The 17,820-nt window shown below is 59.9% G+C and carries 4 protein-coding genes; all 4 read left to right on the top strand.

Annotation, left to right across the window (positions count from 1 at the left end):
* Window positions 1-36: 36 nt before the first annotated feature.
* The 4 genes from K5K89_RS20155 to K5K89_RS20140 all read left to right on the top strand — a co-directional run bounded on the left by K5K89_RS20155 (window position 37) and on the right by K5K89_RS20140 (window position 17,665).
* A complete protein-coding gene (locus K5K89_RS20155) occupies window positions 37-816 on the top strand; it encodes an IclR family transcriptional regulator (RefSeq protein ID WP_102592320.1) in 780 nt (259 codons plus the stop codon).
* Window positions 817-999: 183 nt separating this feature from the next.
* Window positions 1,000-2,721, top strand: coding sequence for a ShlB/FhaC/HecB family hemolysin secretion/activation protein (locus K5K89_RS20150; RefSeq protein WP_261400730.1), 1,722 nt, complete (start codon window positions 1,000-1,002; stop codon window positions 2,719-2,721).
* A gap of 33 nt (window positions 2,722-2,754) precedes the next feature.
* Entirely contained in the window at window positions 2,755-17,445 is a 14,691-nt protein-coding gene (locus K5K89_RS20145) for a filamentous hemagglutinin N-terminal domain-containing protein (protein WP_222540138.1), read from the top strand.
* Entirely contained in the window at window positions 17,432-17,665 is a 234-nt protein-coding gene (locus tag K5K89_RS20140; protein ID WP_093514681.1) for a hypothetical protein, read from the top strand. The genes K5K89_RS20145 and K5K89_RS20140 overlap by 14 nt, the downstream gene beginning before the upstream one ends.
* Window positions 17,666-17,820 lie beyond the last annotated feature (155 nt).

Here is a 17,820-nt window from a genome sequence, read left to right as displayed (position 1 = left end):
CGCCGCCTGCGAGCGACGAATCGACAATGAGTGTCTATGACTACCGAATCTGAAAAAAACCTTTCCGACCAGGCCGCCAATGCCGAAGGCGGCGTGGCTGCCGTCGACCGCGCATTTGCCATTTTGTCGGCCTTCAGCATCGAGCAGGACTGTCTGGCCCTGGCCGAAATCGCGCGGCGGACGGGGTTGTACAAAAGCACCATCCTGCGCCTGATCGCCTCGCTGGAAAAAGCCGGGTTCGTCCGTCGCCTCACCGATGGTCGTTACTCGGTCGGCCCTGAGCCTCTGCGTTTGTCGCAGCTGTACCAGACCTCGTTCCGACTGCGCGACGTGATTCACCCCTTGCTGGAGTCGATCACTGAGGAAAGCGGTGAAACCTCTTCGTTCTACGTGCTGGAAAACGGCAGCCGCGTCGTGTTGTTTCGGGTCGAGCCCAAGCGTGCGGTGCGGGTTTCGGTGCTGGAAGGCGCGCGCTTTCCGTTGCAGGCCGGAGCGTCAGGCAAGATCCTTCGGGCCTTTTCCCGCGATGCGGAGCCTGCATTGACCGAGGTCCGCGAACGCTTCTGGGCCTGCTCCTTCGGCGAGCGGGACCCGGAAACTACCGCCGTATCAGTGCCGGTGTTTGCCATGGGCCATGAGTTGAAAGGGGCGCTGACCTTGTCCGGTCCGTCCGACCGTCTGCTCAAGGAACACATCGAACATGCGGCGTCGATCCTGTTGAGAAACGCAGCCATCGCCAGCAATGCGCTCGGAGGTAATGACCGAGAGCTACGTGCAGCTCTGACACGTCTGGGCGAATCGATGGTCCGTCGTTAACCGGCGAGCGACCGCTTAGGGCCGATGTTGTGAGAGGCAGCAGTCGGCCCACCCAAGGCCGGCAATACCCATTCTCTTGGAGTCGGTAGTGGTACAAAGTTGTACATTTAATTGACGCCACTATATCGCCATCTTAAGATCGCCGCTCATTGATGGCACTACGCCATATAGAGGGATCTAGAAATGTGGCGTTCTGTACGTCGGACCAGGCTCAGCCTGCTGTCCGCATTTTTTTGCCTGGGGACCGCTGGGCTGGCCCACGCCGCACCGGTGCAAAATACGCCCGGGGTCACCGACCTGATCCGCGACCGCCAGGATCGCCTGCTCGAAGAGCAGCAACGCCGCCTTGAAGAACTCAAGGACCTGCCCGGCAAAGCCGCCGCTCCTGCCAAACCGACGGCGCCTGCTGACACCCGCTGCTTCGCCATCAAGGCCATCGAACTCACCGGTGCCGATGCGTTATCTGAAAGCGAGCGCCACGCGCTGGTCCAACCCTACATCGGGCAATGCCTGGGCGTACCGCAACTCAATGAGGTGCTTAAGCTCATCACCGACCACTACCTGGCCAAAGGACTGGTCACCAGCCGTGCCTACCTGCCGCAACAAGACCTCTCCAGCGGCGTGCTCAAGATCCAGGTAGTCGAAGGCAGGCTCGAAGGATTGAAGGGCGAGCAGGGCAGCGGCATCACCGACCGGCAACTCGCGATGAGTTTTCCAGGCAAAAAGGGTGAATTGCTCAACCTGCGTGAAATCGAGCAGATGGTGGATCAACTGAATCGTCTGCCCTCGAACCAGGCCCAGATGGAGTTGGCTCCCGGCAAAGAAGTAGGCGGCAGCGAAGTGCTGGTCAAAAACACCCCGCAGAAACCCTGGCGCGTCGGCCTGTCGCGTCACAACGGCGGCCAGCGCGCCACTGGCGAGCAGCAGTGGGGCGCCAGCCTGGATTGGGATAACCCTCTCGGTCTGGCTGACCAACTCTCCCTGCGCGGCGGCCACGATGCCGTCAGCGACCACCAGAAGACCTCGCGCAACTCGATGCTCAACTACAACCTGCCGTTTGGCTGGTGGAACCTCAATTACAGCTACAGCGAGACTGAATACCGCTCCCTCGCCCAGGCCAGCGGCTTCAACTTCAAGCAGTCCGGTGACAGCCAGAGCCACCAGTTGCGCTTGGAGCGGGTCGTCCACCGCGACGCCCTGAGCAAGACCTCCCTCAGTACCGGCGTGGCCTACCTGCGCACCAACAACTTCATCGAAGACAGCAAGCTCGCCCTGAGCAGCAACCGCCTCAGCGAAGCCCAGTTTGGCATCAACCACGGCCGGCGCATCGGCGGCTCGTTCCTCAACGTCGATCTGGGCATGCAGGACGGCATCGGCGCGCTCGATGCCCAGGCCAACCACAACCCACGGCCCGGCCAGGCCGATGCGCGCTACCGCAAATACACCGCGACAGTGAGCTACCTGTACCCGTTCAAGTTGTGGGGCGAGTCATTCAGCTTCAGTAGCCTGATGACCGGCCAACGCAGCGAAGACGTGCTGTTCAGCCCGCAACGCATGAGCCTGGGTGGGCAGTCCTCGATTCGCGGCTACAAGGATCAAAGCCTGTCCGGCGACAGCGGCGGCTACTGGCGCAACGACCTGCGCTGGAGCCGCCCGGTGACCTGGGCCTGGATGCAGCCGGTGTTCAGCGAATACGGCACCAGCCTCGGCTACGACCAGGGCGTGATCCGCCACGGTCGCTACAACGCCGAGCAGCATGGGCGCATGACCAGCAATTCCCTGGAGCTGTTTGCACGCGGCAAGAACGTCGCGGCCACAGTGACCTTTGCACACTCTTTGGAACGACCGGGGCCGATCACTGAACGTGAAGCGCCGATCTACTTCCGTATGGATTTCTTTCTTTAAATTTTTACCGCCCCTTGGGCATCGGGACATGACATGGACGTTCGCCAGCTCGCCTTCCTTGCGCGCCAACCTTCTGCTGCCTTGAAAAGCCGTTCTACCTTCCTGGGCTTGCCCAAGCGCGGGTTGGCGTTGGTGCTGGCGAACGCCATGTTCTGGCAGCCCCTGCTGGCTCAGGCGGACGGCATTGCCGTGAGCGGACCGGGTACGAGCCTTGGGCAGGCGGGTAACGGCGTTCCGATCGTCAACATCGCTGCGCCCAACGCTAACGGGCTATCGCACAACCAATTCCACGACTACAACGTCGGCGCCAACGGGGTCATTCTCAATAACGCGACCAGCCGGACCCAATCCACCCAATTGGGTGGCATCATCGTGGGTAACCCAAACTTCAATGGCAGCGCCGCCAGCGTCATCCTCAACGAGGTGAATGGCGGCAGCCCCAGCCAATTGCGTGGCTACACCGAAGTGGCGGGGCAGTCGGCCCATGTGATTGTCGCCAACCCGTATGGCATCAGTTGCAACGGTTGCGGCTTTATCAACACCCCTCAAGCCACACTCACCACGGGCAAGGCGGTCATCGAAAACGGCCAGATCAGCCGCTACCAAGTGGATCAGGGCAACGTCGCCATCGAAGGCACTGGCCTGAACGCCAGCAACGTCGATCAGTTCGAAATCATCACCCGCGCCACCACCCTCAACGCGCAGATCCAGGCGAAAAAGCTCACCATCGTAGCGGGTCGCAATGATGTGGATGCGCGCACGCTGAACGCCACGGCGCGTGCGGCGGACGGCAGCAAGGCACCGGACCTGGCGATTGACTCGTCGGCGCTGGGCGGCATGTATGTGGGTGCGGTCAGGTTGGTGGGGACCGAGGCCGGCGTAGGGGTGAAACTGTCCGGGGACATGGTCGCCGGTGGTGATATCCAGATTGATGCAGCGGGCAATGTGGTCATGGGCCAGACCTCGGCCGGTACGGCAGTGGCGGTCAAAGCAGCCAGCGTAGAGGCCAAGGGCGCCGTGTATGCCGGTACTGGCTTGTCGGTGACCACCCAAGGCGCACTGACCAATCAGCAAACCCTGGCGGCCAAGGACAGCATCACACTGGACGCTGCTGGGCGGTTGACCAACAACGGGATCATCGAAGCGGGCGTCAATGCGGATAACAGCCGCAATGCCCAAGGCGATGTGCGCTTAAAAGCAAATAGCATCGACAACAGCGGCAAGACGGTGATCGCCAGCCGTGACTTGACCATCAACACGGGCAACCTGGCCAACCAGGGTGGCACCTTGAGCGCTCAACGCGATGCGCAACTGAACGCGTCGACTCTGGACAACCAGAACCAGGGCCGCATCCTCAGCGCGGGCAACCTGGGAATCGACGCCAATCAACTGCTTAACAGCCAAGGCGGATTGGTCACCAGCACGGGCAACTTGACGGCGGGCATCGGGCAACTGATCAACCGCAGTGGCGAGCTGTCGAGCCAGGCTCAAGTCGTGCTGCAATTGGCAGCGCTGGACAATGTGGCGGGCCTGGTGTCGGCAGGTCAATCGTTGAGCCTCAACGCATCAGGTCTGGTCAATAACCAGAGCGGTCGAATTGCAGCGCGTCAGTCGGTACAGGTCAATACCGGCGCTCTAGACAACAGTCAAAAGGGCGCGCTCAACAGCCAAGACTCTCTGACGTTGAATCTCAACCACGGGCACTGGGATAACCGCAACGGTCTGATCAACGCCAGCGGTCAATTGACCCTTAACAACCTCAAGACCGTCGATAACCGTCAAGGCGAAATCTCCAGCACGCAGTCATTCCTCCTGGCCGCCAATAGCCTCGACAACGACGCGGGTAAAGTGCTCAGCGACCAAGACTTGACCCTGCGTATCGCCGGAGCGATGAACACTGCTTTGGGCCTGGTTTCGGCGTCTAACCTCGACATCAACGCCGCGAGCCTGAACAACCAGGGCGGCAAGCTCGGCGCACGTAATCATCTGACAACGAACATCACAGGTCTGCTGGATAACCGCACCGGCGAGCTTCTGGCAACCGACCTTGCGTCCACCACCGGTGAACTGAACAACGACCGCGGCCGCCTGCAAGGCGATCGCTCCCTGGTGCTCAACAGCGGCGTGGTGTCCAACCAGCGCGGGACATTGGCGGCAGGTGCAACCGCTACCCTCAATGCATCCCGCCTGGACAACAGCGCAGGCACGTTCACCAGCGACGGCGCGTTGGTCGCGGCGATCACCGGGCAATTGCTCAACCAGACCGGTCTGTTTGTCGCCAAAGGTGATGCACGCCTCAACCTGGGTCGCCTTGATAACCAACAAGGCACGCTTGTCGCCCATAACCTCACTGTGCAATCGAGCGGCCCGCTGAATAACCAGCGTGGCACCTTGCGCGGTGATGTCGCGTTCAACTTGAGCGCTGGCCAAGTGGATAACAGCGAGGGCGGCCGCATCAGCGCGGGCCAAATGCTGAATGCTGGCGTCAGTGGTCTGGATCAGCACAACGATGGCCGATTCTTCGGCCAGGGGGATGTGCGCCTCGATCTCAATAACGGTCATTTGAACAACCAGGGTGGCACGATCAACGCCCCAGGCCAATTACTGCTGAGCAACCTCGCCAGCGTCGATAACCAGAGCGGCGAAATTTCCAGCACCCAGGCGTTCACCCTGGCCGCGGACACCCTGAATAATCACCACGCTAAGCTCCTCAGCGAGCAGGGTTTGACCGTGCGCATCGCCCACGCACTCGATAACACGCAAGGCTTGATCTCGGCTAAAACCCTGGACGTGCGCGCCGCCAGCCTGACTAACCAAGGTGGCACGCTCAGCGCCGGCGATGGCTTGATCGCGCAGATCGACGGAGCACTGGATAACCGCAGTGGCAAGCTGTTGGCGCGCACGGCATCGGTCAACAGTACGTCGCTGGATAACCGCGAGGGCCTGCTGCAAGGCGACGCGATGCTCTCGCTCAACAGCGTGGGCCTGATCGACAATCGCCAGGGCACGCTGTTCGCCGGGCAGGCGATGGACATCACCGCGACGCGCTTGGACAACAGCGGCGGGAAGCTGACCAGCGACGGTCGCCTTACCGCGTTGCTCAGCGCGTATCTGCTGAACCAGGCCGGTCTGTTCAGCGCAACCGGCCCATTACGGGTGAGCACGGCAAGCCTGGACAATAGCGCCAAAGGCAATATCCACAGCCAGGCGGGTGTAGCCCTGGACCTGAACCACGGCCATCTGAACAACCAAGGCGGTTTGATTCATGCGCCGGGTGCGCTGCTACTGAGCAACTTAAGCAGTGTTGATAACCAGGGCGGGGAAATTTCCAGTGCCCAGGCCCTGGTGTTTACCGCAGGCAGCCTCGACAACCGGGGCGGCAAGTTGCTCAGCGAGCAAGGGCTTGTGGTGCGCGTTGCCAACGCGTTGGATAACACCAAAGGCTTGGTCGCCGCCACGGGGTTAGACCTGCACGCAAACAGCCTGGTTAACGCCGAAGGCCAGCTCAAAGTCCGCGATGATCTGACGCTGTCCGTCGACACGGCCCTTGACAATCGCCACGGTGAAATCGTCGGTGCTACCACCACCTTGAGCAGTATGAGCCTGGATAACAGCCAGGGGCTGTTGCAAGGGGATCGGTTACTTAACGTCACCACCCGTGGTATCGCGATCAACCGTGGCGGCCGTTTTGTCAGCGGTGAGCAGGCGGACCTGGCGATGGGTCAATTCGATAACCGTGGCGGCAGCGTAACGGCAGCCGGGCCGATGCAGGTAAGCGGCACGCAGCTGGATAACCGCGAGGGTGGCTTGCTCAATGCACGCCAGTCGCTGGTGATGAAGGTTGATAACCTGAACAACCAAAGCGGCGAAGTTTCCAGCCTCTCCGACCTGTCATTTAACGGCAGGCAGTTCGACAACAGCCACAAAGGTCGCCTTCTGGCGAACGGCGCACTGAGTCTGGAACTCGACCAACTGAACAACCAGCAAGGCACCGTGCGCAGTGACAAGCGCCTAACCCTGCAAACCGCCACACTGAACAACGACGGCGGTCGCCTCAGCAGCGGCGCGGCTTTGAGTCTGAGCACCAACGGCGTTCTGAGCAACCGCAGCGGCGAACTGCTTAGCGCAATGGCGTTGACCGTGAGCAGCGCCAGCATCGACAACAGCGGCGGCAAAATGATCGGTGACGGCGCGGTGCGCATCACGACCGGCGCGTTGAATAACCAGAGCGGCGGGCGCCTCACCAGTGCCGATCTCCTGGACCTGACGGCAGGGCAGGTGGATAACCGTTTTGACGGCCATATCGCCAGTAACAAGGCACTGACCGCCAGCCTCACCGGCCTGGATCAGCGCAACGGTGGCCAGCTCTACAGCACCCGCGATTTAAGCCTGGACATGAACCTCGGCGTTCTCAACAACGCCGGTGGCCTGATCCACGCGCCAGGGCAATTGCTGTTGAAAAACCTCGCCTCCGTCGCCAACCAGCACGGCGAAATTTCCAGCGAGCGTAGCTTTGTCCTGGCTGCGAAAAGTCTGGATAACAGCGACGGCCATGTGCTCAGTGACCAGGCGCTGACCCTCAAAGTCGACCAAGCGCTGATCAACCTCAAGGGCGTCATTGCTGCCGCAGGCCTGACTGTGCAAGCAGAGCGACTGGATAACACCAGCGGCGTATTCAGCAGTTCCAAAGACCTGGCGTTAACGTTGGGGGCCGACCTGCTTAACGATGACGGCGAAGTCTCCAGCAGCGGCGCCACAGTGGTCAACGCGATGACCCTGAACAACCGCAACGACGGTCATGTGATGGGCGACATCAGCCTCGACCTGACCACCACCGGCGCGCTGTCCAACCAAGGCGGCACCTTGGGTGCCGGCCAGCGTTTGAACGTGACCGCGACCAGCCTGGATAACAGCCAGTCCGGCAGTCTGGCGACCGATGGCAGCCTGACGATGAAGGTCGATGGCCTGCTTGATAACCAAGCCAAAGGTGCCGTGCTCGCCAAAGGCGTGATGGACATCCAGGCGGGGAGTGTGGACAACCGCACCGGTCGCCTGTCCGGACAGAACCTGCTGACCCTGCGCAGCAATAGCTTGGACAACCGTGGCGGCGCGGTGCGCGCCAATCAGGGCCTGGACCTGCATGTCGGCCAAGTCGACAACCGCGAAGGCGTGCTAAACAGCAAGCAGGCGCTGGTGCTTGCCGGCCAGTCCTTGAACAACCAGAACGGCCTGACCAGCGCGATTGGCCCGGTACGCCTGACCCTCGATACCGTCGAAAACGCCAAGGGACGCATTGCCAGCCAGGATGATCTGGACGCCACGGTTGGCGTGCTGAATCAGCAGGGCGGTCAGTGGGTCGCCCAGGGCAATCTGAGCCTCAACGCTGACACCTTGGATAACCAAGATGGCGGCCTGCTCGCCGCGACAAAAGTGCTGAAACTCAAGGTCAGCAATACCGACAACCGTACCGGGGAAATCTCCAGTCAGCAGAACATCGACTTCAACGGCCAGCGCCTGGATAACAGCGGCGGCAAGTTGTTGGCCGGTACTGGGCTGGAATTGGTCATGGCCGAGGTGATCAATCAGGCCAAAGGCTTGATCTTTGCCCAGGACGCTCGGCTTACCGGCACTGCTCTAGATAACACCGATGGCACTGTTGGCGCTCAGCGTGCTTTGGCACTTCAACTGAAGGCAGGCCTGGACAACACAGGCGGCAAGCTCACCAGCGAAGGCTCCATGGAGCTGGCAGGCCAGCGCATCGACAACACCCACGGCAAGATCTCCAGCGCAGGACCGCTGACCCTTGCGAGCGCAGCGGCGCTAATCAACCAAGGTGGCACCGTCGAAAGCGGCCAAAACCTCACACTGACCAGTGCCAGCCTGGAGAACACCAACGGCCTGCTCAAAAGCCAAGGCCTGGCGACGGTCAACACCGGACTGTTCACCAACGGCATCGACGGCCGCGTGATCAGCGCCGACAAGCTCGACCTCAGCGCCACCCAGCTCAACAACAGCGGGCATATCGGCAGCGTCGGCGCCATGAATGCCAGCCTTACCGGCCTGACGCAGCTGGGCGGCGCCGAACTGGTCAGCACCACGCAACTCAACCTTGACCTGCACAATGGCGAACTGGTGAACGCAGGGGTGATCAACGCACCCCTGCTGACACTCGACAACCTCGCCACTGTCAACAACCAGTACGGCGAAATCTCCAGCCAAAACGCCTTCACCCTGGTCGCAAAAAACCTCGATAACAGCAACGGCAAACTGATCAGCAACCAGGCACTGACCCTGCGTGTGGAGCAACTGCTGGCCAACCTCAAAGGCCATATCAACGCCGCCAGCCTCGATGCCCGCAGCACTCGCCTGGACAACACCGAAGGCCTGCTCAGTGGGCGTGGCGATGTCACCCTCAGTGCCAGCGAATGGTTCGATAACCAACGTGGCAGCGTGATCGCCGACGGTGCCTTGTTGCTGACCAGCGCAGCGCTGGACAACCGCAATGGCGAGATCGCGGGCAAGGCGCTTGCGATGATCAACGCCAGCAAACTCGACAACCAGAACGGCAAGCTGATCAGCACCGACGCCCTCAACCTGCGCGGCGTAAATCTCGATAACCGCAACGGTCTGGTAGGCGCCACAAAAGCGCTGAAACTCGACGTGGCGACTGTCGACAACCGCAGCGGCGAATTGACCGGCAACGCCGACGTCAGCGTCACCGGCCAACAACTCAACAACAGCGACAAGGGCGTGGTGTTCGCAGGCGGTACGTTGAACCTTGCCGTTGATCAGCTCATCAACCGCACCCTCGGTGAACTCAACGGCCAACGCTTGATCCTGACCGGCACATCGCTGGATAACAACGGCGGCAAACTGCTCAGCCAGGAATCGCTAAAGCTGGATCTCGCAGGTGATTTCGACAACAGCCAAGGTGTGCTTAGCAGTGAAGATGCGTTGGCCGTCAAGGCCCGTAGCCTGAACAACAGCAAAGGCAGCCTGTCCAGCGCCAAGGGCTTGAGCGTCTCCGTCACCGACAGCCTCAACAACAGCGAAGGCAAACTGGTTACCGACGGCGGCCTGACCCTGCAAAGCGCCAATCTGGGTAACCAGCAAGGCATCATCAGCGGCAAAGGCCCGGTCACGGTTAGCACCGGAGAGCTGAACAACCAAAACGGCCGCCTCAACAGCGGCGATACCCTGGACTTGACCACCGCACAGTTGAACAACGGCGGCAGCATCGGCAGCGCCAAGGCGCTGACCGCCAGCGTCACCGGTTTGGATCAGCAGGGCGGCAAGCTGTTCAGCAACGCGGGTTTGAGTCTCGACCTGAACAACGCTCAACTGAACAACCAAGGCGGATTGATCAACGCTATTGGCCCACTGATGCTCAACCACCTCAGTAGCGTCAATAATCAGGGCGGTGAAATCTCCAGCGCCCAAGCCTTCACCTTGGCCGCGCAAAGTCTGGATAACAGCAACGGCAAGCTGCTGAGTAACCAGGGCCTGACCCTGCGCGTCAATCAAACCCTGGCTAACCTGAAAGGCCTGATCGGCGGCGCCAGCCTCGACGCTCACGCAGGTTCCGTCGACAACCGTGGCGGCACGCTCAATAGCCGCAGCGACTTGCAACTGACCAGCGATGGCTTGTTGAGCAACCAGGACCAAGGCTTGATCAGTGCCAAGCAATCCTTGAACCTCAACGCTGCCAGCCTCAACACGGGCAATGGCGGTGAAGTCTCGGCCAAAGGCGCGTTGACCGCGAACCTCAACGCTCTGGCACTGGCGGGCGGCCGCGTGGTGGGCGAGCAGGGGATGACCCTGGACCTCAACAACAGTGACTTGGACAACCGCAACGGCCTGCTGCTGACTAACGGCCCGCTGACCCTGAAAAACCTGCGTGACCTGAATAACCAAGGCGGCGAAATCTCCAGCCAGCAAAGCTTCGCTCTGACGGCGCGCAGCCTGGACAACAGCGCCGGCAAGCTGATCAGCAGCCAAGTGCTGACTGTCAACGCGGCCACGATGAACAACACCGCAAGAGGCCTGCTGTCCGGCTGGCAAGGTCTGAACGTCAGGGGTGACAACCTCGACAACCGTGACAACGGCACGCTCTCCAGCCGCAGCGGTGCAATTGACGTGCGCCTGAGTGGCGCGCTGCAGAACAACAACGAAGGCGCGCTGGTTAGCCAAGGCCGTTTGGGCGTCAGTGCCGCCAGCCTGGATAACAGTGGCAAAGGCGTGCTGTCCAGTGGCGACGGGCAAACGCTCACCGTGGCCGGTGCGTTGACCAACGTCGATGGCGGTTTGATCGAAAGCGGCAACACGCTGGATCTGCAGGCGGCAACGCTGACCAACCAAGGCACGATCAACGCCCAACAAGCGATGACTGTCGTCGGCACCGACCTGAACAACAACGGCGGCACGTTGGCGACCAACGGCCGCCTGACCCTCAACCTGCTCGGCACCCTCAACAACAGCGGCGGCAGCATTGCCAGTTCCGGCCCCTTGTTGCTGCAACGGGCGATGCAGGTCAACAACGACGCCAAGGGTAAAATCATCAGCCAAAGTCTGTTGACGTTGTTCAGCGGTGGCCTGAACAACAGCGGCAGCGGCACCCTCGCTGGTAAAGACCGCGTAGCGATCACCAGCAGCGGTATCGTGCAGAACAACAGCGACGGTCTGATCTACAGCCAGGACGCCGATGTGCAGTTGACCGCGGTGGGATTGAACAACGCCAAAGGCAAGGTGCAGGGTCAAACCGGCCTGGGCCTGAACATCAGCGGCGACCTCAATAACCAAGGCGGCACGCTCCAGGCCCATAGCCTGAACCTGAATGCCAACCGCCTCGACAACCAGAGCGGCTTCATCGCTGCGCAGACCGGCGATGCAGTGGTCAACGCCAACTACTTCGCCAATGCCAATGGCGGGGCGTATGCCACCGGCTTGATGCGAGTCAGTGGTGTGCAACTGGACAACAGCGCCGGGCAGATTGCAGGTCGTGCGGTTGAGCTGAACGCCGGTGGCGCGCTGATCAACCGCAGCGGTGTGATTGAAAGCGACAATACCTTGAGCGTGACGGGCGGCAGCGTCGACAACCAAGGCGGGCAACTGCGCGCGCTGGGCCGCAGCGGCAAAACCAACTTCCAGCTCGGCGGTGCATTCGATAACCGTAATGGTCGACTGGAAACCTCCAACGCTGACCTGACCCTGAATGCCGGCGGCTTCCTGAACCAGGGCGGGAGCCTGTTGCACGGCGGCACCGGCACTTTTGATATCGCCACCGCCAACCTGATCAATGCCGGCGGCAACCTGGTGACCCGTGGCGGCCTGACCCTGGCCGCAGACAGCTGGACCAACAGCAGCGTGATCCAGGCCGGACGCTTGACGGTCAACGTCAATACCCTGAACCAGACCGCCAGCGGCCAGTTACTCGCCTCCGACAGCCTGACGGGCAACGGCGGCAACTGGAACAACGACGGCCTGATCGCCAGTGACGGTACGGCCAATCTGACGCTGGCCGGTAGCTACGGCGGTAACGGGCGCTATAGCAGCCTGGGCAACCTGGGCTTGAGCGCTGCGCAGATAACCGTGAATGAAACCGCCAGCGTGGCTGGCAGTGGCACTTCCCAACTGACCACCGGGGGCCAACTGCTCAACCGTGGGCGTTTGACCTCCAGCGGCGACTTGCGCATCAACGCTGGCAGCATTGTGAACACCGGCACGTTGGGGGCTTCGCAAAACCTGGTGCTGACGGCCCAAAGCCTGCTCAACGATCACGCTGCAAGCGGTGTCGGCGCACGCGGATTCCTGTTCAGCGGCCAGGACTCGACCTTCAACCTGGGCAGCCTGACCAACAACTATTCGGACATCTACAGCCTGGGCAACCTCACGGTAGCGGGTGTAGCCGGTGGAACCCAGGCGCAGAGCGTGCGTAACGTTTCCGCCAGCATCGAGAGCATGGGCGACCTCCGAATCGCGGCCAACGACGTGATCAACGAGCGCGAGAAATTCAAGCTCAACCAGCAGTTGACGTCCGTGGGCGTGGGCATTCGGTGCACCCAGCATTGCAGCGGCGGTTGGAGTGACCGACGCCCTGCGGTGACCTTGAGCCGTACCGTGTCGAGTGTGCTTGAGATCGACTCGCCTTCGGCCACCCTCAGCGCCGGGCGCAACATGGTGGTTACCGGGCAGAACTTCACCAACCGCTACAGCGTGGTGTCGGCCGCCAATGACCTATCGATTACTGGCGAAAACATCCTCAACCAGGCAGCTACCGGTGGTTCCGGTTCTCAGAGCCAGGAATACGGCGGTATTACCAAAATCTCCAAGGGGCAGTACAACCAGATGGTCGCCGCGGTGCAGGCCTATAACCGCGCGCACCCGCAGGGTTCTCCAGTGGATGAGGCGGCGTTTGCGGACTTGATGGCGCGGTTCAGTCCGTCGCTGTTTCCCGGTATCAACCAGCCCATCGCCGTACAAGGCGGCACCCAAGTGGTGGCCCCGGCGATTATTCAGGCCGGTGGCAACGCTGCGCTCACCGCCAGTAAAAGCATCAACAACATCAACGTGATCAAGACCGCGCAGGCGGTGGGTGGGCGTTCGCTGGACACCGGCGTAGGCGCCAATAAAACCCAGGTGGTGGTGCTCAATGCACAGTTGCCACCCGACCTTGCCCAACAGCAGGTCAACCCGCTGACCCTGCCGGGCTTCGGTTTGCCCAGCGGGCAGAACGGATTGTTTCGTTTAAGTGGCCAAAGCGGCACGACGGGGCAGGCGGGCACTGTTAATCAGAATTGGACGCTGGGCAGCGCCAGCCTCGATCCGAGCCAGCGCCAGCAAGCGCTGCCATCCACCCATGGCCGCGTGATTCAAGTCGGCGAAGCGGCGCAAGTCGCCACCAGCACGCGTCAGGTCGCCGTGGCGGCCCGTGAAGCGGGTTTGCTCAATGCGGTCGCCAGCGCCATCGATACCGGCGGTGTAGGCAGCGCCGATGTGCAAGTCCGGCTACCGGGACGCACCAACGGTGCCGACACCACCCGCGTCGACGGCATTGACGCGCGCAATCCCGCTGATGTTTCCCAGCCTGCGGTCGATGGTTCGCGGCCGGGCATCGGCCTGCCTGCCGTCACGCCAGGCGATAGGGTTGTGCATACGTCGTCAGACGGGGCTCTCCCTGATCTGAGTGTGCCGGGCTTGTCGACCAATGCGCGCAGTACCGACGTTGCGGCGATCGCTGCGTCGGAGACCCAACTGCCCGGCCTTACCCCGGCTGTCCAGGACGTACTCGCTGGCGGTCACATACAACCACCCGTCGTCAGCCAGCCCACGGCATTGGCCGGCCAAACCATCAGCCGCGTCCAGGGCCTGCCGGACAGCCGTGCCGTCTCGCAGCCGCACAAATACCTGATCGAAACCAACCCGGTACTCACCGACCTCAAGCAATTCATGAGCTCGGACTACCTGCTGCAAGGCCTGGGCTACAACCCAGACACAAGCTGGAAGCGCCTGGGCGATGGCCTGTACGAACAGCGTCTGGTTCAGCAGGCCGTGCAAGCGCGCACCGGGCAACGCTTTATCGACGGCCAGACCACCGACGAAAAACTGTTCAAGTACTTGATGGACAACGCCATCAGCAGCAAGCAGCAGCTGAACCTGTCGATGGGCGTCAGCCTCACCTCACAACAGGTCGCAGCCCTGACGCATGACATCGTGTGGCTGGAAGAGCACGAAGTGAACGGTGAAAAAGTCCTGGTGCCGGTGCTGTACCTGGCCCAGGCCAATAACCGTCTTGCCCCCACCGGCGCCTTGATCGCCGGTAACGACCTGAACCTGATTGCCGGTGAAAACCTGGTCAACGCCGGCACCCTGCGCGCCACCAACAACCTGTCGGCCAAGGCCGCCAATGATGTGACCAACAGCGGGCTGATCGAAGCAGGCAACCGCCTGGACCTGCTGGCGGGCAACAACATCGTCAACAAAGCCGGCGGCATCATCAAAGGGCGCGATGTGACGCTGACCGCCATCAATGGCGATGTGATCAACGAGCGCAGCGTGACCGGTTGGGATGACAAAGGGGCAGGGTATTCGCAGCATCGCGATTATGTGGACAGCGCTGCGCGGGTTGAGGCGGCGAATGATCTGGACATCGGCGCCGGGCGAGACTTTGCCAGTGTCGGTGGTGCTCTGCAAAGCGGTCGCGACACGACCATTGTCGCTGGGCGCGATGCCAGCTTAGTCGCCGCCGAAGAACGCAATGCGATGGATATGGGCAAGCGCCTGCAATCCAGCAGCGCCACACAACACGGCTCCGATGTGGATGCCGGGCGCGATGTGAATGTCAAGGCGGGACGAGACATCGCAGCGATCGCCAGTCAGATCGATGCCAAGCGCGACATCAACATGCGTGCTGGCGGTGATTTGATTCTGGCTTCGGCTGCAGATGAGGAACATTCCTCCCGCAAAAGCAAAAAGGAGAAACGTCAGGAAGATCATGTCAGTCAGGTTTCGACCGCGCTGAGTGCGGGTGAGGATGTATCGCTGGGTGCGGGTAAGGATCTGGCGATGATTGCCAGCCGGATCACTGCGGGGGACGAGGCATACCTGGTTGCTGGCGGTAAATTGGCGCTGCTGTCGGCAGAAGACAGCGATTATTCGCTGTATGACATGAAGAAGAAGGGGAGTTGGGGCACCAAGAAAACCCAGCGTGACGAGGTGACTAAAGTCACCAACATCGGTAGTGAAATTAAAACCGGTGGCGATCTTACGATTCAGAGCCAGGGTGATCAGAAGTACCAGGCTGCCAAGTTGCAAAGTGGCAATGACCTGACCATTGCCAGTGGCGGTAGTGTGACGTTTGAAGGTGTTAAGGACCTTCATCAGGAAAGCCACGAGAAGTCCAATAACAATGCTTTTTGGGTGTCATCCAAAGGCAAAGGCAATACCGACGAAACCGTGCGTCAAACGCAAATGGCTGCCGCAGGCGCTATTGTGATCAAAGCGGTGGATGGTTTGAAAATTGATGTAACGCAGGTCAATCAGCAAACGGTTAGTCAGTCCATTGATGCAATGGTCAAAGCTGACCCGCAATTGGCATGGATAAAGGATGCAGAAAGGCGTGGCGACGTAGATTGGCATCAAGTTAAGGAAATTCACGAGAGTTTCAAATACAGCAACTCCGGACTTGGTCCTGCGTCGCAGATCATTATCGCGATCGTGATGGCTACTGTCGTAGGGCCTATGGCTGCGACTGCGGCGGGTGGTGGTGGTGTCACGGCGGCGGCGGTGGGGGCTGTTGCTTCAGGTGCCGCGACTAATGCAACCGTCAGCGTTATCAATAATCGGGGCAATCTGGGGGCAGTGTTCAAGGACGTCACCTCATCGGATGCGATTAAGGGCTACGTGATATCGGGCGTGACGGCAGGCCTGACGAAAGGGCTTTTCGATGGTTGGACAGGCACGCAGACCAATCCAAACACAGGGGCCGTTATCACTTCGCCAGCCCTCAACACCTGGACCGGCGTTGGCCAGTTTGCGGCGAACCAAGCCTTGCAGAACGGTACGTCGACTTTGCTGAGCAAAGCGCTCGGACAAGGTGGTGACTTTGGTGATGCACTCAAAGGCGCATTGTTCAATACATTGGCAGCCGCAAGCTTCAATGCTGTGGGGGATTACACCAAGGGCAAACTGACTGATGGCTACCCGCCGAAGATATTGGTGCATGCGATGGTCGGTGGATTACTTGCCCAGGCGACCGGTGGGGACTTCAAGACCGGCGCGTTGGCGGCGGGTATTAACGAAGCGGCTGTAGTTCATTTGGATTCGTTGGTTAGCGGTGATAAGAATCTGCTAGCTATGAGTTCTCAAATAGTCGGTGTTCTGGCGGCAGCTTCGCAAAAAGATGCTGATGCGAAGTCCATCGAGAAAGGTGGATGGATTGCGAAAAATGCTACCCTCTACAATCGTTCTGCACATAAAGATGAAACTGACGCTATACAGCAAGAGACTGAAAAAGGAGATTTCAAAAAAGAAAATCTCGAAAAAGCGACCTGTTTTCTGACGAAGTGCTGGGCGGAGTTTGAACGAGGCGGCGAAGAGTACCGTAATAAATACCTTACGGAATCAGATATGGCTGGACTCAGTAATGAACTTACGTGGGCGCAAGTGCAGCAAGAAAAAGGGCTGTTTAACTATAGTTTTTTTGATCGTCTGGCTGACGGAACAACGTCCGATGTAATCCCAGTCGGAAAAAATGCAGTCACAGCGGGTTTAGGTGGCATGACCGTGAGTGCAGGCGTTACCCTGTGCGCAACTGCAGCGGGCTGCTTCGTGGGCGCTCCCATGAGTGCGTTTGGGGCAGGTAATGTCTTGGAAGGAACCACGGGGATGTACAACCATTTTTGGGGGGATGAGCCTAAGAGTTACAACCCTGTTAAGTCGGCTTTTGACTTGATTCCCGGTGGCTATGGTCCATTGGTCTACCAGGGGGCGGATACGTTACTTTCCGCCGGTGCTGGCTTTGGGAAGGTCCCTCTCGTGATGGGAGCTTCAGATGGATTGAGGAAGGGTTCGATCTTCGGGGTTTTGGTTCCGAAGATGGATAATAATTTTTTCATTCCGTTGTTAGGCACGAAAACCCCATTTGGTACGGCGCTAGGTGTGTATGTCGGCGGAGTGGGTTATAAGGGCTACGGCTTTTACGAGGAGGCTAAGGGTGACGGTAAGTAAGTTGATGTTCTCGGCAATAATGGCGGCGGGTGTTTTAGTCGTAATGCTTTCCATAGGATGCCTGCTGGCATTGTTGCCAGTCCTGTTTATTTCTGCAGGGTTTGAGGTGGAATTTGATGTGGTATTTGTATGGTTGGGAATGCCATTCTCGATTTTGTTTGCGTTAAGTTGGTTTTATAAGTATGCAGACTTCGCAAAATCAATCATCTTTAGGCATTAGTGAGTCCCGTTTCTGTTAGCAACGCATGGGTAAAGCGGGCTTGGCGAAAAGGCCGTTGACTATTGTTCTCAGCATCCAAAGCGACAGTTGAAAGATGAGGCGTTCCGGAAAGTCTATACCGTTGAATCGTCACGCCGCATGGTAAATAAATCAAA

The sequence above is a fragment of the Pseudomonas sp. DR208 genome (assembly GCF_019823005.1).
Taxonomy (GTDB): domain Bacteria; phylum Pseudomonadota; class Gammaproteobacteria; order Pseudomonadales; family Pseudomonadaceae; genus Aquipseudomonas; species Aquipseudomonas extremorientalis.
This window is presented reverse-complemented; position numbering and strand designations above follow the sequence as displayed.